This is a genomic window from Streptomyces sp. NPDC005791 (genome assembly GCF_042871485.1).
In the GTDB taxonomy this organism is placed as follows: domain Bacteria; phylum Actinomycetota; class Actinomycetes; order Streptomycetales; family Streptomycetaceae; genus Streptomyces.
Genome location: NZ_JBIAIP010000002.1, coordinates 159,293 through 177,337 on the forward strand (window position 1 = coordinate 159,293; position 18,045 = coordinate 177,337).

The 18,045-nt window shown below is 69.7% G+C and carries 18 protein-coding genes and 5 tRNA genes; 7 read left to right on the forward strand and 16 right to left on the reverse strand.

All coding sequences use genetic code 11. From position 1 onward, the window contains the following. Position 1: 1 nt before the first annotated feature. From ACFYSH_RS05010 to ACFYSH_RS05020, 3 genes are read right to left on the reverse strand one after another with little or no spacing between them, the layout of a single operon-like run. Complete coding sequence (locus tag ACFYSH_RS05010) at positions 2 to 1,186, reverse strand: D-alanine--D-alanine ligase family protein (RefSeq protein ID WP_359472929.1); 1,185 nt, start codon at positions 1,184 to 1,186, stop codon at positions 2 to 4. Between the two features lie 34 nt (positions 1,187 to 1,220). Next, complete coding sequence (locus tag ACFYSH_RS05015) at positions 1,221 to 2,231, reverse strand: NAD(P)H-dependent glycerol-3-phosphate dehydrogenase (RefSeq protein WP_359472931.1); 1,011 nt, start codon at positions 2,229 to 2,231, stop codon at positions 1,221 to 1,223. After that, positions 2,228 to 2,980 (reverse strand): lysophospholipid acyltransferase family protein, encoded by a 753-nt coding sequence (locus ACFYSH_RS05020; protein WP_359472933.1) that lies wholly within the window; start codon positions 2,978 to 2,980, stop codon positions 2,228 to 2,230. Before ACFYSH_RS05020 ends, ACFYSH_RS05015 begins: the two co-directional genes overlap by 4 nt. 149 nt (positions 2,981 to 3,129) lie before the next feature. Between ACFYSH_RS05020 and cofC the strand changes: the two genes are divergently transcribed. Both cofC and ACFYSH_RS05030 read left to right on the forward strand, forming a co-directional pair. After that, a complete protein-coding gene (cofC, locus tag ACFYSH_RS05025) occupies positions 3,130 to 3,813 on the forward strand; it encodes a 2-phospho-L-lactate guanylyltransferase (protein ID WP_388750934.1) in 684 nt (227 codons plus the stop codon). Between the two features lie 39 nt (positions 3,814 to 3,852). Next, on the forward strand, positions 3,853 to 4,056 hold the full coding sequence (locus ACFYSH_RS05030; protein WP_359472937.1) for a hypothetical protein: 204 nt from the start codon (positions 3,853 to 3,855) through the stop codon (positions 4,054 to 4,056). Positions 4,057 to 4,137: 81 nt separating this feature from the next. Here ACFYSH_RS05030 and ACFYSH_RS05035 read toward each other — a convergent pair whose 3' ends face one another. The 4 genes from ACFYSH_RS05035 to leuC all read right to left on the reverse strand — a co-directional run bounded on the left by ACFYSH_RS05035 (position 4,138) and on the right by leuC (position 7,289). After that, the gene (locus tag ACFYSH_RS05035; protein ID WP_359472939.1) at positions 4,138 to 4,791 is read right to left on the reverse strand and encodes an HU family DNA-binding protein; all 654 of its coding nucleotides are present in this window, start codon (positions 4,789 to 4,791) and stop codon (positions 4,138 to 4,140) included. 142 nt (positions 4,792 to 4,933) lie between these two features. Further along, on the reverse strand, positions 4,934 to 5,161 hold the full coding sequence (locus ACFYSH_RS05040; protein WP_031100634.1) for a hypothetical protein: 228 nt from the start codon (positions 5,159 to 5,161) through the stop codon (positions 4,934 to 4,936). Positions 5,162 to 5,265: 104 nt separating this feature from the next. Continuing rightward, positions 5,266 to 5,859, reverse strand: coding sequence for a 3-isopropylmalate dehydratase small subunit (leuD, locus tag ACFYSH_RS05045; protein ID WP_359472942.1), 594 nt, complete (start codon positions 5,857 to 5,859; stop codon positions 5,266 to 5,268). A gap of 5 nt (positions 5,860 to 5,864) precedes the next feature. Continuing rightward, a complete protein-coding gene (gene leuC / locus ACFYSH_RS05050) occupies positions 5,865 to 7,289 on the reverse strand; it encodes a 3-isopropylmalate dehydratase large subunit (RefSeq protein WP_359472944.1) in 1,425 nt (474 codons plus the stop codon). A 174-nt stretch (positions 7,290 to 7,463) separates the two neighbouring features. Here leuC and ndgR point away from each other — a divergent pair, with 174 nt between their 5' ends. Beyond that, positions 7,464 to 8,180: an IclR family transcriptional regulator NdgR gene (ndgR, locus tag ACFYSH_RS05055; RefSeq protein ID WP_033303994.1), complete on the forward strand. Its 717-nt coding sequence runs from the start codon at positions 7,464 to 7,466 to the stop codon at positions 8,178 to 8,180. 143 nt (positions 8,181 to 8,323) lie between these two features. Here the strand turns inward: ndgR and ACFYSH_RS05060 are convergent. The 9 genes from ACFYSH_RS05060 to ACFYSH_RS05100 all read right to left on the reverse strand — a co-directional run bounded on the left by ACFYSH_RS05060 (position 8,324) and on the right by ACFYSH_RS05100 (position 12,226). Further along, positions 8,324 to 8,396, reverse strand: a tRNA-Glu gene (locus ACFYSH_RS05060). A 20-nt stretch (positions 8,397 to 8,416) separates the two neighbouring features. Continuing rightward, positions 8,417 to 8,488: transfer RNA gene (locus ACFYSH_RS05065), tRNA-Gln, on the reverse strand. A 12-nt stretch (positions 8,489 to 8,500) separates the two neighbouring features. Continuing rightward, positions 8,501 to 8,573, reverse strand: a tRNA-Glu gene (locus tag ACFYSH_RS05070). A gap of 60 nt (positions 8,574 to 8,633) precedes the next feature. Continuing rightward, positions 8,634 to 8,706 (reverse strand) — tRNA-Glu (locus tag ACFYSH_RS05075). Between the two features lie 19 nt (positions 8,707 to 8,725). Beyond that, a tRNA-Gln gene (locus ACFYSH_RS05080) sits at positions 8,726 to 8,797 on the reverse strand. A gap of 87 nt (positions 8,798 to 8,884) precedes the next feature. After that, on the reverse strand, positions 8,885 to 9,604 hold the full coding sequence (locus ACFYSH_RS05085; RefSeq protein WP_359472947.1) for an HAD family hydrolase: 720 nt from the start codon (positions 9,602 to 9,604) through the stop codon (positions 8,885 to 8,887). A gap of 116 nt (positions 9,605 to 9,720) precedes the next feature. Further along, positions 9,721 to 11,193 carry a glutamate--tRNA ligase gene (gene gltX / locus ACFYSH_RS05090; protein WP_388750939.1) on the reverse strand — a complete coding sequence of 491 codons (1,473 nt, stop codon included), beginning with the start codon at positions 11,191 to 11,193 and terminating at the stop codon, positions 9,721 to 9,723. Further along, on the reverse strand, positions 11,186 to 11,962 hold the full coding sequence (locus ACFYSH_RS05095) for a fumarylacetoacetate hydrolase family protein (RefSeq protein ID WP_359472951.1): 777 nt from the start codon (positions 11,960 to 11,962) through the stop codon (positions 11,186 to 11,188). The genes gltX and ACFYSH_RS05095 overlap by 8 nt, the downstream gene beginning before the upstream one ends. Positions 11,963 to 12,043: 81 nt before the next feature. Beyond that, on the reverse strand, positions 12,044 to 12,226 hold the full coding sequence (locus ACFYSH_RS05100; protein ID WP_359472953.1) for a hypothetical protein: 183 nt from the start codon (positions 12,224 to 12,226) through the stop codon (positions 12,044 to 12,046). A 610-nt stretch (positions 12,227 to 12,836) separates the two neighbouring features. On the opposite strand from ACFYSH_RS05100, the gene ACFYSH_RS05105 reads away from it, so the two are divergent. From ACFYSH_RS05105 to ACFYSH_RS05120, 4 genes are all read left to right on the forward strand, one after another. Next, positions 12,837 to 16,490, forward strand: coding sequence for a nitrate- and nitrite sensing domain-containing protein (locus ACFYSH_RS05105; protein WP_388750942.1), 3,654 nt, complete (start codon positions 12,837 to 12,839; stop codon positions 16,488 to 16,490). 9 nt (positions 16,491 to 16,499) lie between these two features. Next, positions 16,500 to 16,913 (forward strand): roadblock/LC7 domain-containing protein, encoded by a 414-nt coding sequence (locus ACFYSH_RS05110; RefSeq protein ID WP_006127850.1) that lies wholly within the window; start codon positions 16,500 to 16,502, stop codon positions 16,911 to 16,913. A gap of 134 nt (positions 16,914 to 17,047) precedes the next feature. Next, positions 17,048 to 17,455 carry a DUF742 domain-containing protein gene (locus tag ACFYSH_RS05115; protein ID WP_356713524.1) on the forward strand — a complete coding sequence of 136 codons (408 nt, stop codon included), beginning with the start codon at positions 17,048 to 17,050 and terminating at the stop codon, positions 17,453 to 17,455. Next, positions 17,436 to 18,023: an ATP/GTP-binding protein gene (locus ACFYSH_RS05120; RefSeq protein ID WP_359472958.1), complete on the forward strand. Its 588-nt coding sequence runs from the start codon at positions 17,436 to 17,438 to the stop codon at positions 18,021 to 18,023. Before ACFYSH_RS05115 ends, ACFYSH_RS05120 begins: the two co-directional genes overlap by 20 nt. Positions 18,024 to 18,045: the final 22 nt, after the last annotated feature.

Sequence of the window (18,045 nt, forward strand, 5' to 3'; positions counted from 1 at the left end):
ATCAGCGCAGACCGGTGGAGCGGTTCAGCGCGGCCGTGATCAGCCGGTCCACCAGCTCCGGGTACTCCACACCGCTCGCCTGCCACATGCGGGGGAACATGGAGATCGGGGTGAAGCCCGGCATGGTGTTGATCTCGTTGATGACGAACGTGCCGTCCTCGGTGAGGAAGAAGTCGGCGCGCACCAGGCCCTCGCAGGAGGCCGCCTCGAAGGCCTCGACGGCGAGCCGTCGCACCTCGGCGGTCTGCTCCTCGGTGAGCGGTGCGGGTACCAGGCCGGCCGCCGAGTCGATGTACTTGGCCTCGAAGTCGTAGAAGTCGTGCGCGGTGACGGGCGGGATCTCCGCGGGCACGCTGGCCCGCGGTCCGTCCTCGAACTCCAGCACGCCGCACTCGATCTCCCGGCCGCGCAGCAGGGACTCCACGAGGAACTTGGGGTCGTGCCGGCGGGCCTCCTCGATCGCCTCGTCGAGCCCGGCGGGGTCGTCGACCTTGGTGATGCCCATGGAGGAGCCGCCGCGGGCGGGCTTGACGAAGAGCGGCCAGCCGTGTTCGGCCGCGAACTCCATGACGCGTTTGCGGGCAGCGGGGCGGTCCGACTCCCACTCCCGGGGGCGGACGACCTCGTAGGGGCCGACCGGCAGCCCGAAGGAGGTGAACACCCGCTTCATGTACTCCTTGTCCTGGCCGACGGCCGAGGACAGGACGCCGGCGCCGACGTAGGGCACTCCGGAGAGCTCCAGGAGCCCCTGGAGCGTGCCGTCCTCGCCGTAGGGGCCGTGCAGCACGGGGAAGACGACGTCGACCTCGCCCAGGACCGTGGGCACCGCACCGGGTTCGCTGACGACGACGTCACGGTTGCCGGGGTCGACGGAGAGCGTCACGGCGCCCTGTGCGGAGTCGGCCAGCTGGTCCACGTCGGGCACCTGGCGGTCCGTGATGGCCATGCGGGCCGGGTCGTCGGACGTGAGGACCCAACGCCCGTCCCTGGTGATACCGATCGGCAGGACGTCGTACTTCGTCCGGTCGACGGCGCTCATGATGGCACCGGCCGTGACGACCGAGATGCCGTGCTCGGAGCTCCGGCCGCCGAACACGACGGCCACACGCGGCTTGCGGCCCGGCTCGGAGCTCTGCTCGGAGCTCAGGGGGCTCTCAGGGCTCTGGGGGAGGTTCTGGCTGCTCATATCGCGATGAGCGTACCTGCTGGTAGGGCTCGAGTCAGCGTCGCTCGGGCTTGGCGCTGCGCGACATCAGCTCCTTGAGCGCGACCACCGGCGGCTTGCCCTCGTGGACGATGCCGACAACGGTCTCGGTGATCGGCATGTCGACGTCGTGCCTGCGCGCCAGATCGAGCACGGATTCGCAGGACTTGACGCCCTCGGCGGTCTGGCTCGTGACGGCGACGGTCTCCTGGAGCGTCATCCCCCGCCCGAGGTTGGTACCGAAGGTGTGGTTCCGCGAGAGCGGCGAGGAGCAGGTCGCCACCAGGTCGCCGAGTCCGGCCAGTCCGGAGAAGGTGAGCGGGTCGGCACCCATGGCGAGCCCCAGCCGGGTCGTCTCGGCGAGGCCGCGGGTGATGAGGGAGCCCTTGGCGTTGTCGCCGAGGCCCATGCCGTCGGCGATGCCCACGGCGAGGCCGATGACGTTCTTCACGGCGCCGCCGAGCTCGCAGCCGACCACATCGGTGTTGGTGTACGGCCGGAAGTACGGGGTGTGGCAGGCGGCCTGGAGGCGCCGGGCGACGTCCTCGTCGGAGCAGGCGACGACGGCGGCCGCGGGGCGGCGTTCGGCGATCTCCTTGGCGAGGTTGGGGCCGGTGACGACCGCGATCCGGTCCGCGGTGACCTCGGTGACGTCCTCGATGACCTCGCTCATCCGCTTGGCGGTGCCCAGTTCGACGCCCTTCATCAGGGAGACGAGCACGGTCCGGGGCTCCAGGTGCCGCGCCCAGTCGGCGAGGTTGGCGCGCAGGGTCTGCGAAGGCACGACGAGGACGGCGAAGTCGGCGCCGCGCAGCGCCTCGGCGGGGTCGGTCGTCGCCCGGACCGAGGCGGGCAGCTCGACCCCCGGGAGGTAGCCGGGGTTGGTACGGGTCGTGTTGACGGCCTCGGCGACCTCGGCACGACGCCCCCAGAGGGTGACCTCGCAGCCGGCGTCGGCGAGGACCATGGCGAAGGCCGTACCCCATGAGCCGGTTCCGAAGACGGCGGCCTTTACGGGGTGCGTCACGTCAATCCCTTTCCCTCTGCCTTGCGCCGCTGTTCAGCACGGGCCTTACGGTGATCGTAGAGCTCGGCGGGGGCCTTCTCGCCGCGTACCTCCTCGAGCTGGGCGGTGATCGCGGCCATGATGGTCTCGGTCGCCTGGCGCAGGACGTCGGGAGTCGGCTCCAGGCCGTAGTAGCGGGAGAGGTCGACCGGCGGACCGGCCTGCACCCGCAGGGTCTTGCGGGGGAACAGCCGGAGCTTGTTCTCCTTGGCGTAGGGCGGCATCGCGAGGTTGGCGCCCCACTGGGCGACGGGAATGACCGGGGCCTTGGTCATCAGCGCGACCCGGGCGGCGCCGGTCTTGCCCGCCATCGGCCACATGTCGGGGTCGCGGGTGAGCGTTCCTTCCGGATAGAAGGCGACGCATTCGCCGCGCTCGATGGCGTCGACGGCGGCCCGGAAGGCGTCGAGTGCGTTGGTCGTCTCGCGGTAGACGGGGATCTGCCCGGTGCCACGCAGGATCATGCCGACAAAGGGCGTCCTGAAGAGACCGGCCTTGGCGAGGAGCCGCGGCACACGTCCGGTGTTGTACTGGAAATGGCCGTACGACAGCGGGTCCAGATACGAGTTGTGATTGACCGCGGTGATGAATCCGCCATCGGCCGGAATGTGTTCCACTCCCCGCCAGTCCCGCTTGAACAGAACCACCAGGGGCGGTTTCGCGATGACCGCCGCCAGGCGGTACCAGAAGCCGATTCTGCGGCGGGACACTCGGACGCCTTCCTCTAGGAAACGAGCTGCTGCGCGGCTCGCGGCGGTGTCGTCCTGCCTCGGGCCCCTGCTGTGTGGAGAACACCGTACGCCTCACCCGTGGGGGCGGACCTCCGGGTTGTCGTACCGGCAGGCGAGAATATGGGCTGATGCGTACGGAGGGGGAGATCGCCACGAACACCGACCCGACCGGCCCCTGGTCCCTGGTCGTCCCGCTGAAACCGCTGGCACGGGCCAAGAGCAGGCTCGGCCGGGCGGTGGGCGGGGACCTGCGGCCGCGCCTGGCCCTGGCGTTCGCACAGGACACCGTGTCGACGGCGCTGTCCTGCCGGGCGGTGCGGGATGTGGTGGTCGTCACGGACGACCCGGTGGCCGCAGCGGCGCTGGCCGCACTCGGCGCGCGTACGGTCGCCGACGCCCCGGCGGCCGGGCTCGACGCGGCACTGGAGCACGGTGCGCGATCGGTGCGCGCGCGGCGCGGGGACGTGGCGGTGGCCGCGCTCAACGCCGATCTTCCCGCTCTGCGTCCCGACGAATTGGCGCGGGTTCTTGAATTCGCCGCCGCATTTCCCCGCGCATTTGTCAGCGATACGCAGGGAATCGGCACCACATTTCTTTCCGCGTCACCCGGAATAGAATTGCGGCCGGCCTTCGGCGGGGCATCGCGGGCGCGGCATCTGGCATCGGGGGCGGTGGAAGTCACCCTCCCCGGCCTCGATTCGGTCCGCAGGGACGTGGACACGGGCGGGGATCTGCGCGCGGCGCTCGCGCTGGGGGTGGGCCGGTTCACCACGGAACTGGTAACCCCCGTGCTGCCTGCCGCGGACCGATGACGCGGGGCGGGACCGGCGCCAGGTCGTAAGCTTCCGCGTATGCAGGCGACCTCGTTCACGTACGACTCCGAGACCCGCACCGGCAGCGTGCTGCTCGACGACGGCACCCCGGTGGACTTCGACGCCCCCGCGTTCGACGCGGGGGAGCTGCGGCTGCTGCGCCCGGGGCAGCGGGTGCGGATCGAGACCGAGGGCGAGGGTGCCTCGCTGCGGATCACCCTGGTGACGCTGCAGACGCTCTGAACGGCCCTGGAACAGCCCGCGGGCCGGGCTCCCCGAGGGGAGCCCGGCCCGGCGCGTATGAGGAACGAGCGGCGCCCGGTCTCACTTCTTGCGTGCGGTGACCTTCTTGGCTGTGGTCGTGCGTGCCGTGGTCTTCTTCGCGGGCGCCTTCTTCGCCGTGGTCTTCTTGGCAGGCGCCGTCTTGGCGGCGGCGGTCTTCTTCGTGGCCGTCGTCTTCTTCGCCGGGGCCGCCTTCTTCGCCGCCGCCGCCGGCGTGGTCTTCTTGGCCGTGGCGGTGGTCTTCTTGGCGGTGGTCTTGGCGGGCGCCGTCTTCTTCGCTGCCGCCGTGGTCTTGCGCGCCGTGGCCTTCTTGGCGGTGGCCTTCTTCGCCGCCGCCTTCGCCGTCGTCCGGGTGGAAGAACCGCCCGAGAGGCTGCCCTTGGGAGCCTTCTTGACGGCCACGTCGTTCTTGGGGAGCTTCTTGGAGCCGCTCACCAGGTCCTTGAACCCCTGTCCCGCACGGAAACGGGGCACGGAGGTCTTCTTGACCCGTACGCGCTCGCCCGTCTGCGGGTTGCGGGCGTACCGGGCCGGGCGGTCGACCTTCTCGAACGAGCCGAAGCCGGTGACCGAGACACGGTCCCCCGCGACGACCGCACGGACGATCGCGTCGAGTACCACGTCGACGGCGTCTGCGGCCTGCTGACGGCCGCCGACCTTGTCGGCAATCGCTTCTACGAGCTGCGCCTTGTTCACGTCTTCCCCTTCGGAGACATCGCCCAAACGAAACTGTTCAGGCTTTTTCGCACGTTAGGCAGATATATACCGCAAATCAAACACGAAACGGGCTAATCACCCTAGTGCCGCAACGAAGTCGACCGCTGCGCTCTCCGCAGAGTCAGTCACCTTCGGGGAATCGGCCCTCATCGAGGTCCTTCATCAACCGGTCCAGACGCCTTGCCGCGCCTGGGAGATCGTGCTTAGCCGCGGCCGTGACGACCAGCAGCTTCCGGGACAGCGCCATCCGTACGCCCTCCGGGACTTGCAGTGCGCGCACCTTTGCGTGCGCTTCCTTCAATCGGTCGGCGACTTGGCCATAGAGCTCGAGTTGGCTGTCGCGTTCCATGCACCGATTGTGCCATCTAGGGCGAGTTGTCGCCCGAGGGGGTCTCAACAAGCGACTGCGCCCCCTGCCGGGAGGCAGGGGGCGCAGTTCGGGAAAAGCGCTGCTCAGACGTCAAGCGTACGCGGCTTGTGGGACGGCCTGGCCGCCTCGTACGTCACAATGTCCGCTTCGTTCTGAAGAGTGAGGCTGATGTCGTCGAGGCCGTTCAGCAGTCGCCAGCGGGCGTTCTCGTCGAGCTCGAAGTCGGCCGTGATGCCGTCGCTGAGGACCTGTCGCTTCTCCAGGTCGACGGTGACCTCGGCCGTGGGGTCGGCCTCGGTCAGCTCCCAGAGCCTGTCGACGACCTGCTGGTCGAGGACGACGGTCAACAGACCGTTCTTCAGGGAGTTACCGCGGAAGATGTCGGCGAAGCGGGAGGAGATGACCGTCCTGAAGCCGAAGTTCTGCAGGGCCCAGACGGCGTGCTCACGCGAGGAGCCCGTACCGAAGTCGGGACCGGCGACCAGCACCGAGGCGCCCTTGCGCTCGGGGCGGTTGAGGACGAAGTTCTCGTCCTTGCGCCAGGCCTCGAAGAGCCCGTCCTCGAAACCGTCGCGCGTGACCTTCTTCAGCCAGTGCGCGGGGATGATCTGGTCGGTGTCGACGTTGCTGCGGCGCAGCGGGACGGCCCGGCCGGTGTGTGCGGTGAATGCTTCCATGACTCTCAGACTCCGGCGGGCGTACGGACGTCGGACAGATCGGCGGGCGAGGCCAGGTGGCCCAGCACGGCGGTGGCGGCGGCGACCTGCGGGGAGACCAGATGGGTACGGCCGCCCTTGCCCTGCCTGCCCTCGAAGTTCCGGTTCGAGGTGGAGGCGGAGCGCTCACCGGGGGCCAGCTGGTCGGGGTTCATGCCGAGGCACATCGAGCAGCCCGCGTGCCGCCATTCGGCGCCGGCGGCGGTGAAGACCTTGTCCAGGCCCTCCTCCACGGCTTGCAGGGCCACCCGGACGGAACCCGGGACGACCAGCATCCGTACACCGTCGGCGACTTTGCGGCCGTCCAGGACCGCAGCGGCGTTACGCAGGTCCTCGATGCGCCCGTTGGTGCACGAACCTACGAACACGGTGTCCACGTTGATCTCACGCAGCGGCTGGCCGGCGGTCAACCCCATGTACTCCAGGGCCTTTTCGGCGGCGTGGCGCTCCGAGGCGTCCTCGTACGACGCGGGGTCGGGGACGTCGGCCGACAGCGGCGCGCCCTGGCCGGGGTTGGTGCCCCAGGTGACGAACGGCGCGAGCGCGGCGCCGTCGATGACGACTTCGGCGTCGAAGACGGCGTCGTCGTCGGTGCGCAGCGTCTTCCAGTACTCCACCGCGGCGTCCCAGTCCTTGCCCTCGGGGGCGTGGTCACGGCCCCGCAGATAGGCGAAGGTGGTCTCGTCGGGGGCGATCATGCCCGCGCGGGCGCCGGCCTCGATGGACATGTTGCAGATGGTCATCCGGGCTTCCATCGACAGCTTCTCGATGGCGGGGCCTCGGTATTCGAGGATGTAGCCCTGACCACCGCCGGTGCCGATCCGGGCGATGATGGCCAGGATGAGGTCCTTGGCGGTGACACTGTCGGGGAGTTCGCCCTCGACGGTGATCGCCATGGTCCTGGGGCGGGCCAGGGGCAGCGTCTGCGTGGCCAGGACGTGCTCGACCTGGCTGGTGCCGATACCGAAGGCCAGCGCCCCGAACGCGCCGTGGGTGGAGGTGTGCGAGTCACCGCAGACGACCGTGGTGCCGGGCTGGGTCAGGCCGAGCTGCGGGCCGACCACGTGCACGACACCCTGCTCGACGTCACCCAGCGGGTGCAGCCGGACGCCGAACTCCGCGCAGTTCTTGCGCAGGGTCTCCAGCTGGGCGCGGGAGACCGGGTCGGCGATCGGCTTGTCGATGTCGAGGGTCGGGGTGTTGTGGTCCTCGGTGGCGATGGTGAGGTCGAGGCGCCGCACCGGCCGGCCGGCCTGGCGCAGACCGTCGAACGCCTGCGGGCTGGTCACCTCGTGCAGCAGGTGCAGATCGATGAAGAGGAGGTCGGGCTCGCCATCGGCGCGCCGGACGACGTGGTCGTCCCAGACCTTCTCCGCGAGTGTCCTACCCATCGCTTTCCCTCCGGCCGGCGTCGTCGCCGGCCCAACTAGAGATTTCGGGTGCCGCCGTCCTGACCCCCGGGCGGGGCGGCGGCTGCGGGCCGTTGTACGGCCGCCTGTACAGGTTCGCAACTTCCGGGGAAAATTGAACTTGCGTTTCACAGAGTGAGACGCGAGTATCGTCGTATGGACAACTCTAGCGGCGTCGGCGTTCTCGACAAGGCAGCTCTGGTATTGAGCGCCCTGGAGTCCGGTCCGGCCACCCTCGCCGGGCTGGTCGCGGCGACAGGGCTCGCACGGCCCACGGCACACCGACTGGCCGTGGCACTCGAACACCACCGGATGGTGGCGAGGGACATGCAGGGCCGTTTCATCCTCGGCCCCCGGCTCGCGGAGCTCGCGGCCGCGGCCGGCGAGGACCGCCTCCTGGCAACGGCCGGACCCGTACTCACCCACCTGCGCGACATCACCGGCGAGAGCGCGCAGCTCTACCGCCGGCAGGGCGACATGCGCATCTGCGTGGCGGCGGCGGAGCGCCTGTCCGGACTGCGGGACACCGTGCCGGTCGGCTCCACGCTCACGATGAAGGCGGGTTCCTCCGCCCAGATCCTGATGGCCTGGGAGGAGCCGGAGCGCCTGCACCGGGGCCTGCAGGGGGCCCGCTTCACGGCGACGGCCCTGTCGGGCGTACGGCGGCGGGGCTGGGCCCAGTCGATCGGTGAGCGCGAGCCGGGCGTGGCCTCGGTCTCGGCCCCGGTCCGCGGGCCGTCGAACCGCGTGGTCGCCGCGGTGTCCGTCTCCGGGCCGATCGAGCGGCTCACCCGCCACCCGGGCCGGATGCACGCGCAGGCCATCATCGACTCCGCCGCGAGGCTGAGCGAGGCGCTGCGCCGCACGGGCTGACCCACCCCTGCCTCCGTCCTCCCCCTCCGGCCGCCCCAGCGTCGTGGCGGCCCAAGTCACCCGTCCCGCACCGGAGATGGTGTTGCGGACTCACGAAGAAGGCCCCTCACCGAAGTGAAGGGCCTTTCCGTACTGCCGTGTTGTACCCCCGACCGGATTCGAACCGGCGCTACTGCCGTGAGAGGGCAGCGTGCTAGGCCGCTACACAACGGGGGCGTGGTTACTGCTGACTTGCGCTGGGCTACCAGGACTCGAACCTAGAATGACGGTACCAGAAACCGTAGTGTTGCCAATTACACCATAGCCCATGGTGTGACAAGTACCCCCGACCGGATTCGAACCGGCGCTACTGCCGTGAGAGGGCAGCGTGCTAGGCCGCTACACAACGGGGGCCCTAGCGATCCTGCATCGAGTACGTGGGTGCGACCCAAATGTTCTCGCGGGAAGGATCTGTACCCCCGACCGGATTCGAACCGGCGCTACTGCCGTGAGAGGGCAGCGTGCTAGGCCGCTACACAACGGGGGCTTGTTACTTCGGTCTTGCGCTGGGCTACCAGGACTCGAACCTAGAATGACGGTACCAGAAACCGTAGTGTTGCCAATTACACCATAGCCCACTGAAACGCAACCCCTGAGAGGTCTTGCTTCTGTCTGCGCTTCCCCGCCCGGATCTTTCGGCCCGCTCGGGTGGCGCAGGAAGAACATTACCTGAAGGTGTCCGACGCTCCAAAACGGGTATCGCCCGCCAGCAGGCCGGGAAGTTCTTCCAGACCGGTGATCCGCACGAGCTCGGGACGACCGCCCTGCCCCTCGCGGTCCAGCCAGATCCCCGCCAGCCCGGCGGCCACCGCCCCGCCCGCGTCGATGTCGGGCTCGTTGCCGACGTACGCCACCTCGTGCGGGTCGAGCTCCAACACCTCACAGGCGGCGTGGAACGCCCCCGCGTCCGGCTTGGAGATGCCCAGCTCGACGGCGCACACCACGGCCTCGAAGCGGTCCCGTACCCCGAGAGCGCGCAGCTTGCGGTCCTGGTTGTGGATGCTGGAGTTGGACAGGACGGCGTGTCGGAAGCTCCCCGCCAGCCGGTCCAGGACCGGCAGGGTGTCCGGGAAGAGCGCCCATGCGGCCTCGTAGTGGGCGGCGTGCCGGCCGAACCAGTCATCGGCCTCGGCGTCACTCAGCCACCGCCCGAGAAACGCGCGTACGCGCTCCCGTCGCTGCCCCTGGAAGTCGAGCTCCCCGGCGGCGAAACGCGCCCACTGCACGTCCGTGATGGCTTTCCATGCGTCGAGGGCCCGCTCCAGGCCGTCGTACCCCGCGGGGAAGCCCTCGGTCTCCAGGTGCTTGCGCATGCCGATGCGGTCGGCTCCGGAGTAGTCGAAGATCGTGTCGTCGATGTCCCAGAGGACCGCGAGGATGGTCATGCGGCGTACCTACCCGTCCTTGAGCACAGGGATGCCGACAGCCCGGACGTACGCCCGCGAACGGCGGAGGCCGGGACCCCCCGGCGGGGTCCCGGCCTCCGCCGTTCGCGGAGAAGCTACGCGGCGAGCTTCGCCAGCGCGGCGTCGATGCGGGCGATCGTCTTCTCGCGGCCCAGGATCTCCAGGGACTCGAAGAGCGGCAGACCGACCGTGCGGCCGGTGACGGCGACGCGGACCGGGGCCTGGGCCTTGCCGAGCTTCAGACCGTGCTTCTCGCCGGCGGTGAGGACGGCCGTCTTGAGCGCCTCGGCGTTCCACTCGGCGGCGGTCAGCTCGGCGCGGGCCGTGACGAGCAGGGCGTCGGAGCCCTCCTTCATGGCCTTCGTCCAGGACGCCTCGTCGTGGACGGGCTCGTCCAGGAAGAGGAAGTCGACGTTGGCGGTGATGTCCGAGAGGACCGTCACACGCGTCTGGGCGTGCGGGGCGATCTCGGCGAACTGCGCGGCGTCGAAGGCCTCGGGCGCCCAGTTGGCGAAGGGTGCCTTCAGCCAGGGGCCGCACGCCTCGGTGAAGGTCTTCACGTCGAGCATGCGCAGGTGCTCGGCGTTGATGTGCTCGGCCTTCTTCAGGTCGAAGCGGGCCGGGTTGGCGTTGACGTCGGCGATGTCGAACGCCGCGACCAGCTCGTCGCGGCCGAAGATGTCACGGTCCTCGGCGATCGACCAGCCGAGCAGCGAGAGGTAGTTGAGCAGCCCCTCGGGCAGGAAGCCGCGCTCGCGGTAGAGGTTGAGCGAGGCCTGCGGGTCACGCTTGGACAGCTTCTTGTTGCCCTCCCCCATGACGTACGGGAGGTGGCCGAAGGCGGGGGTGTCCTTGGCGATGCCCAGCTCGATGAGCGCCCGGTAGAGGGCGATCTGGCGCGGGGTGGAGGAGAGCAGGTCCTCGCCGCGCAGGACGTGGGTGATCTCCATCAGGGCGTCGTCGACCGGGTTGACGAGCGTGTAGAGCGGGGCCCCGTTGGCGCGGACGATGCCGTAGTCCGGGACGTTCTCCGGCTGGACCGTGATGTCGCCGCGGACCAGGTCGGTGAAGGTGATCGCCTCGTCGGGCATCCGGAAGCGGACGATCGAGGTGCGCCCCTCGGCCTCGTACGCGGTTTTCCGCTCGTCGCTCAGGTCACGGCAGTGGCCGTCGTAGCCCGAGGGCTTGCCGGCCGCGCGAGCGGCGTCGCGACGGGTGTCGAGCTCCTCGGTGGTGCAGTAGCAGTGGTACGCGTGTCCGGCGGCCAGGAGCTTCCCGGCGACGTCCTTGTAGAGGTCCATCCGCTGCGACTGGCGGTACGGGGCGTGGGGGCCGCCGATCTCGGGGCCCTCGTCCCAGTCGAGGCCGAGCCAGCGCATCGAGTCGAGCAGCTGCTCGTAGGACTCCTCGGAGTCGCGGGCCGCGTCGGTGTCCTCGATGCGGAAGACCAGGGTGCCCTGGTGATGCCGGGCGAAGGCCCAGTTGAAGAGCGCTGTCCGGACCAGGCCCACGTGGGGGTTGCCGGTCGGGGAGGGACAGAAACGTACACGGACAGGGGGGTTAGCCACGCTTGATCACCTTGTTGGTGAGAGTGCCGATGCCTTCGATGGTGACGGCGACCTCGTCGCCGACGTGCAGGGGTCCGACCCCTGCGGGAGTCCCGGTGAGGATCACGTCGCCCGGGAGCAGCGTCATGGCTTCCGAGATGTGGACGACCAGGTCCTCGACGGACCGGACCATGTCGCTCGTACGGCCGAGCTGGCGTTGCTCGCCGTTGACCGTGGCCTGGATCGCCAGGTTGCCGGGGTCGACGTCGGTCTCCACCCAGGGGCCGAGCGGGCAGGACGTGTCGAAGCCCTTCGCCCGGGCCCACTGGCTCTCGCGCCGCTGGACGTCACGCGCGGTGACGTCGTTGGCGCAGGTGTAGCCGAAGATGACGTCCTTCACGCGCTCCCGCGGGACCTCACGGCACATACGGCCGATCACCACGGCCAGCTCGGCCTCGTGGTGCAGCTCCTCGGAGAAGGAGGGGAATTCGATGGAGTCGCCCGAGCCGATCACCGAGGTGGTGGGCTTGAAGAAGGCGACGGGCACATCCGGGACCTCGTTGCCCATCTCGGCGGCGTGTTCCGCGTAGTTGCGGCCGATGGCCACGACCTTGTTGGGGAGCACGGGCGGCAGCAGCCGGACCTTCTTCAGCGGGACCTTGGTCCCGGAGAGCTCGAAGTCGGCGTACGGGATGCCCTTGATGATGTCGAGGACGAGGCTGTCGGGGCTGTCGCCCTCGACCGCGCCGAAGGCGACATTGCCGTCGATGGAGAACCTGGCGATGCGCACGGGATGCTGTCGCCCCTCACTTGCTGGCTGGCTGAAGACTGACGCTCCAGGCTATCGCCTCGCCGGGCCGGAGGGCGGCCGCTACTCCGCCGCCGTGACCGGGGCGACCATGAGGATGGTGCGGCGCGGGTTGGCCGTCTGGGTGGGCAGGTCGACGGCGTGCTCACGCAGCTCCGGCTTCTGCAGCGCTTCGGCGTCCTCGAGGTGCGCCAGCGTCGTGCGCCGGGGGTTGGCAATGTTGCGGAACGTCATCGTCGTCTTCATCTGCCGTCTGGACCTTTGCCACTGGGGCGCTGCCCGAGGGCGCGCCGGTTGTCGGGATTCCCTATCCCTGTACAGCGCCAGGCTAAACATCCGATTCCCCACCGCGGCCGGGATGAGTCGGCGATCATGATGTGAGTTTGCTCACGAAGGTGATGACAAAACCCCCATTGCAGACACTTGATCATGGGATGCAAATCAGACAATACGGCTCTGAATCTGTCATTCCGCTCCCGATCATGGCGTCTGGGACACCCGGCACCCCTGGGGAGCCAACCCCATATCGACCGGTTTGACCGTGAACACGATCCACGCCTTGTCACCCGGCCATCACACCGTGTCATCCAGGTCACAGCCCGGTACGTGGGCCTTGTTGGAGATCCTTCACTGTGCTGGAATTCCACGCACCGCCGCGGGTTTCAGGCCCAACGCGCAGGGGCGCAACGCAGCGCCGAGTGGCGGCGGGAGGGGGAAGTACGCCGGTCACTCACGACCACCATGGGGCGCGTCCAGCGCCCCACGACGCCGACACCGTCCCGCCGTGCGACCGCGCGGAGGGACGCCTGGTCCAGAGGTTGCGACGCTAGTGCAGGGACGTTTCAAGAGGGATGGCATGGGGTCGCCCCAGCCCCGCCAGGGCCGAGGGGAAACCCCGGCGGAGCAGGAACCGCGCGGTGGGAACGACCGCGGTTCCTCGCCCCAGCACGCCCAGAATCCCGGTGCTGCCGGTGACGGCGGCGACCGCGCGCAGCGCTCCGGCACGACGAGCTCCGGCAGTTCCGGCAGCGCGGAGGCCGCGGCGCCCGCCAAGCCGGCCGGCCCCACGACCGCTGGTTCACGCGTGGCTCTGCGTAACTGGCGCATCAGCACGCGTCTGGTGTCCCTGCTCGCTCTCCCCGTCGTCGCGGCGACCACCCTGGGCGGGCTGCGGATCAACGAGTCGATGAACGACATCGACCAGCTGGAGCACATGCAGCTGCTCACCAAGATGACCAAGAAGGCGACCGCGCTCGCCAACGCGCTCCAGGAGGAGCGCGACAGGTCGGCCGGCCCGCTGTCGAACGGCGTGAAGGCCACCGACTACAAGGTCACCCAGCCCCGTGAGCGCACCGACCGCGCCAAGGACGCCTTCTTCGAGGCCACCGACGAGATAGGCAACTCCCCGGGCGACGCGGCGCTGGACAGCATCCACGCGAGTGTCAGCCAGATCGGCAACCAGCTGGGCAACATCACCAGCATCCGCAAGGACGCCTACGCCGGCGACAGCCCGAGTCTCAACACGGTCGACCAGTACAGCCAGCTCATCACCTCGCTGCTGAGCCTGTCGCAGGACATGGCGCAGGCCACCAGCAACCCCGAGATGATCAAGCGGACGCGTGCACTGGCCGCCTTCTCCTCCTCGAAGGAGTACGCCTCCGTCGAGCGCGCCATCATCGCCGCGGCCCTGCCGACCAGCGACAGCGAGAAGGGCAACCTGAACGACAACGACCAGGCGTTCGGCCGTAACGCGCTGAACAAGGCGAGCACGACCCTCAAGACCTTCGAGACGACCTACGAGTCCACCGGCAAGAGCTCCGCCGAACTGCTGGCGCCGCTGGACAACGGGAATCCCGAGATCACCGCCGCGGACATGTACGCGAAGAAGGTGCTCGACAGCCCGCTGGGCATGGAGGGCAGCGGCAAGGCCCGCACGTACATGGACTGGTACGACCAGAGCTCCAACAAGATCCAGGCCATGACCACCATCGAGCAGACGCTCCTCGGTGAGATGGAGAGCAAGGCCCGCGAGCTGCGTGACGAATCGCGCCGTGACGCGATCCTGAACGGTGCGATGATCATCATCGTCCTCGGCGTGTCGCTCGTCGGCGCCTTCGTCGTGGCGCGGTCCATGATCCGCTCGCTGCGGCGACTGCAGGAGACCGCGACCCGGGTCGCCCAGGACCGCCTGCCCGAGCTCGTCAAGCAGCTCTCCGAGACGGACCCGCAGGATGTCGACACCTCCGTCGAGTCGGTCGGTGTGCACTCCCGGGACGAGATCGGCCAGGTGGCCGCGGCCTTCGACGACGTGCACCGCGAGGCGGTCCGGCTGGCAGCCGAGCAGGCGCTGCTGCGAGGCAACGTCAACGCGATGTTCACCAACCTCTCGCGCCGCAGCCAGGGCCTCATCCAGCGCCAGCTCTCGCTCATCTCCGAGCTGGAGTCCCGCGAGGCCGACCCCGACCAGCTGTCCTCGCTCTTCAAGCTCGACCACCTCGCCACCCGTATGCGCCGGAACGGCGAGAACCTCCTCGTCCTCGCGGGCGAGGAGCCCGGCCGCCGCTGGACCCGGCCCGTGCCGCTGGTCGACGTGCTCCGTGCCGCCGCCTCCGAGGTGGAGCAGTACGAGCGCATCGAACTGGCCGCCGTGCCCGCCACCGAGGTCGCCGGCCGCATCGTCAACGACCTCGTGCACCTGCTCGCGGAGCTGCTGGAGAACGCCACCTCGTTCTCCTCGCCGCAGACGAAGGTCAGGGTCACCGGTCACGCGCTGCCCGACGGCCGTGTGCTCGTCGAGATCCACGACACCGGTATCGGCCTCTCCCCCGAGGACCTGGCCGCGATCAACGAGCGGCTCGCCTCGCCGCCCACCGTGGACGTCTCGGTGTCCCGCCGCATGGGTCTGTTCGTGGTCGGCCGGCTGTCCCTGCGTCACGGCATCCGCATCCAGCTGCGGCCCTCCGACTCCGGCGGTACCACCGCACTGGTCATGCTGCCCATGGAGGTCGCGCACGGTGGCAAGCAGCCGCCGAAGGCCGGCCAGCAGGGCAAGGGCGGCCAGCAGGGCGGCGCCCCGGGCGGGCTCCTCGCCGGCGGCGCGCCCGCCGCAGGCGGCCAGCGTCCCGGAGTCGCCGGTTCGGCGCCCACCGCGGGGCTCGGCGCGTCCGCCTCGCGCGGACAGGTCGGTACGGGCTCGGCTCCTCGGGCCGCACTGCCCTCGCGTGACGGCGGACCGCGTCAGCCGCAGCAGGGCAACCAGCAGGGCCCCGGTCTGCCCGGCCGGCCCGACGCTCCGCGTCAGGGCGGCGGCCTCGCCGGTGCCTTCGCCGGTGGTGCCCGTCCCGGAGCGCGGCCCCCGCAGGACCCCTCGGCCGGTACGGACTCGGGGCGGCCCAACCTCTTCGGCCACGCCGGCGCACCCACGCCCCGTGGTCCGCAGCAGCCCCAGGACAACCGGGGCGGACAGCAGCCTGGAGGCCCCGGCCGCCAGCTTCCGCCCGTCGGCGGTCCGCGCGCCGAGCTGCCCGGCGGCAACCCGCAGCCGCAGCGCGCGCAGAACACCAGCTGGGGCGCCGAGGAGCAGGGTGCTCCCCGACGCCCGCAGCCGGACGCTCCGCGTGGGCACGAGGAGCACGACAACGGCCGGTTCGCCCGGCCGGGGACCTCGGGCCCGAACCAGCCGTTCAGCCCGCCGAACCAGCGTCCGCCGATGGACGACCGTCAGGGCCCCGGCGCCACAGCGGAGTTCGCCCGCCCGGACTTCTCGGCCCCGCAGGCACCCCAGTACCCGCAGGCGCCCCAGTTCCCGCAGGCGCCGGACCCGGCGAGCACCGCGCAGTTCGCCCGCCCCGACTTCAACGCGCCGATGCCGCAGGACCAGGGCTTCGGCGCCCAGGCCCCGCAGACGCCCGCACCGCGCCACCAGGACGACGCCGACTTCGGCGCACCGCGTCCGCCGGCTCCCTCCGCGGGTGAGCTGCCGCACCGTCCGGCGCTGCCGCAGCAGCCCGAGGCGTTGCCGCCGGCCGGCCCCGGTGACGGACGTACGCCGCTGTACGACACGCTGGAGACGAACTGGTTCCACGGCGTGCAGCAGGGCGGCCAGCAGCCGCCGGCTGCCGAGCCGCAGGCACCGGCCGCCTCCCAGCCCGTCGGCGACACCCCGCCTCCGCCCATGCCTCGGCGTGGCGCGGCGGACAGCAGCGCGACCAGTTCATGGCGCGCTTCGCCCAACGACGAACTCGTACGGCAGGCGGAGCGGGTCAAGAAGCCCGCCGCCGGCGGGATCACGACGTCCGGACTGCCTCGCCGTGTCCCACGTGCCAATTTGGTGCCGGGCACCGCTCAGCAGCAGAATCATCAGTCCGGACCTCAGGTTTCGCGTGCGCCGGATGACGTACGCGGCCGTCTGACCAATCTCCGCCGGGGCATCCAGCAGGGACGACAGGCCAACACCGGCCCGTCTACCGGCAGTTACCAACTCGGCCCCACTCACCAGCAGGAGCGTTAGTTGAGCCCCATGAGTCAGGCCGCGCAGAATCTGAACTGGCTGATCACCAACTTCGTGGACAACACCCCAGGGGTGTCCCACACGGTGGTGGTCTCCGCGGATGGCCTGCTGCTGGCGATGTCCGAAGGTTTCCCGCGCGACCGCGCCGATCAGCTGGCGGCAGTCGCCTCCGGCCTGACGTCGCTGACCGCGGGTGCCTCCCGGATCTTCGAAGGCGGCGCCGTGAGCCAGACCGTCGTGGAGATGGAGAGGGGATTCCTCTTCCTCATGTCCATCTCTGACGGATCTTCACTCGCTGTTCTCGCCCACCCGGACGCGGACATCGGTCTGGTCGGGTACGAGATGGCACTCCTCGTCGACCGTGCGGGGACCGTCCTCACCCCTGACCTCCGCGCCGAACTACAAGGAAGTCTGCTCCACTAGACGGCCATGCGGCACACACTCGACGTGATCCCCCCAGGTACTACTCAAAACCCTCACCCGTCCGGCCGACACAGCCCCCCACCGGCCACCTTCAGACGGCAAGCCGACACCCTGCTGTCACGCCCGGAGGATTTATGACCCCGCCACCCGCCTCACCTGATCCGTACGGCGCACTGCACCACGCGTCGTACGACGGTGAAGGCGACCAGCCGCTGGTCCGTCCCTACGCCATGACCGGCGGCCGGACCCGGCCGCGCTATCAGCTCGCGATAGAGGCACTGGTCAGCACCACAGCGGACCCCGCCCACCTGGGGACCCTGCTCCCCGAGCACCAGCGGATCTGCCACCTGTGCCGCGAGGTCAAGTCGGTGGCCGAGGTGTCGGCCCTGCTGGCCATGCCTCTGGGTGTGGCACGGATCCTCGTGGCGGACCTGGCGGAAGCCGGCATGGTGGCCATCCACCAGCCGGGCAACGGAGAGGCCGGCGGCGCGCCGGATGTGACACTGCTCGAAAGGGTGCTCAGTGGACTTCGCAAGCTCTAGCGGCGGTACGGGTACGGCCCGCTCCACCACCTCGGCGAAGATCGTGGTGGCAGGGGGCTTCGGCGTGGGTAAGACCACGTTCGTCGGTGCCGTTTCGGAGATCAATCCGCTGCGCACCGAGGCCGTGATGACGTCCGCGTCCGCGGGCATCGACGACCTGACCCACACCGGGGACAAGACCACCACCACGGTGGCCATGGACTTCGGACGCATCACCCTGGACCAGGACCTGATCCTCTACCTGTTCGGCACCCCCGGACAGGACCGCTTCTGGTTCATGTGGGACGACCTGGTCCGCGGCGCCATCGGCGCCGTCGTCCTCGTCGACACCCGCCGCCTCGCCGACTGCTTCCCCGCCGTCGACTACTTCGAGAACAGCGGGCTCCCCTTCGTCATCGCCCTCAACGGCTTCGACGGACACCAGCCCTACACGCCCGACGAAGTACGCGAAGCACTCCAGATCGGCCCCGACGCCCCGATCATCACCACGGACGCCCGGCACCGCGCGGACGCCAAGAGCGGCCTGATCACCCTGGTCGAGCACGCACTGATGGCACGGCTGAAGTAGCCGTAAGTCTTTAGTGATCTAC

What these genes read in the sequence shown, in the direction of transcription:
- ACFYSH_RS05010 (WP_359472929.1), bottom strand. Translation starts at nt 1,186, where the DNA reads ATGAGCAGCCAGAACCTCCCCCAGAGCCCTGAGAGCCCCCTGAGCTCC.
- cofC (WP_388750934.1), top strand. Translation starts at nt 3,130, where the DNA reads ATGCGTACGGAGGGGGAGATCGCCACGAACACCGACCCGACCGGCCCC.
- ACFYSH_RS05030 (WP_359472937.1), top strand. Translation starts at nt 3,853, where the DNA reads ATGCAGGCGACCTCGTTCACGTACGACTCCGAGACCCGCACCGGCAGC.
- ACFYSH_RS05040 (WP_031100634.1), bottom strand. Translation starts at nt 5,161, where the DNA reads ATGGAACGCGACAGCCAACTCGAGCTCTATGGCCAAGTCGCCGACCGA.
- leuD (WP_359472942.1), bottom strand. Translation starts at nt 5,859, where the DNA reads ATGGAAGCATTCACCGCACACACCGGCCGGGCCGTCCCGCTGCGCCGC.
- leuC (WP_359472944.1), bottom strand. Translation starts at nt 7,289, where the DNA reads ATGGGTAGGACACTCGCGGAGAAGGTCTGGGACGACCACGTCGTCCGG.
- ndgR (WP_033303994.1), top strand. Translation starts at nt 7,464, where the DNA reads ATGGACAACTCTAGCGGCGTCGGCGTTCTCGACAAGGCAGCTCTGGTA.
- ACFYSH_RS05085 (WP_359472947.1), bottom strand. Translation starts at nt 9,604, where the DNA reads ATGACCATCCTCGCGGTCCTCTGGGACATCGACGACACGATCTTCGAC.
- ACFYSH_RS05100 (WP_359472953.1), bottom strand. Translation starts at nt 12,226, where the DNA reads ATGAAGACGACGATGACGTTCCGCAACATTGCCAACCCCCGGCGCACG.
- ACFYSH_RS05105 (WP_388750942.1), top strand. Translation starts at nt 12,837, where the DNA reads ATGGGGTCGCCCCAGCCCCGCCAGGGCCGAGGGGAAACCCCGGCGGAG.
- ACFYSH_RS05110 (WP_006127850.1), top strand. Translation starts at nt 16,500, where the DNA reads ATGAGTCAGGCCGCGCAGAATCTGAACTGGCTGATCACCAACTTCGTG.
- ACFYSH_RS05115 (WP_356713524.1), top strand. Translation starts at nt 17,048, where the DNA reads ATGACCCCGCCACCCGCCTCACCTGATCCGTACGGCGCACTGCACCAC.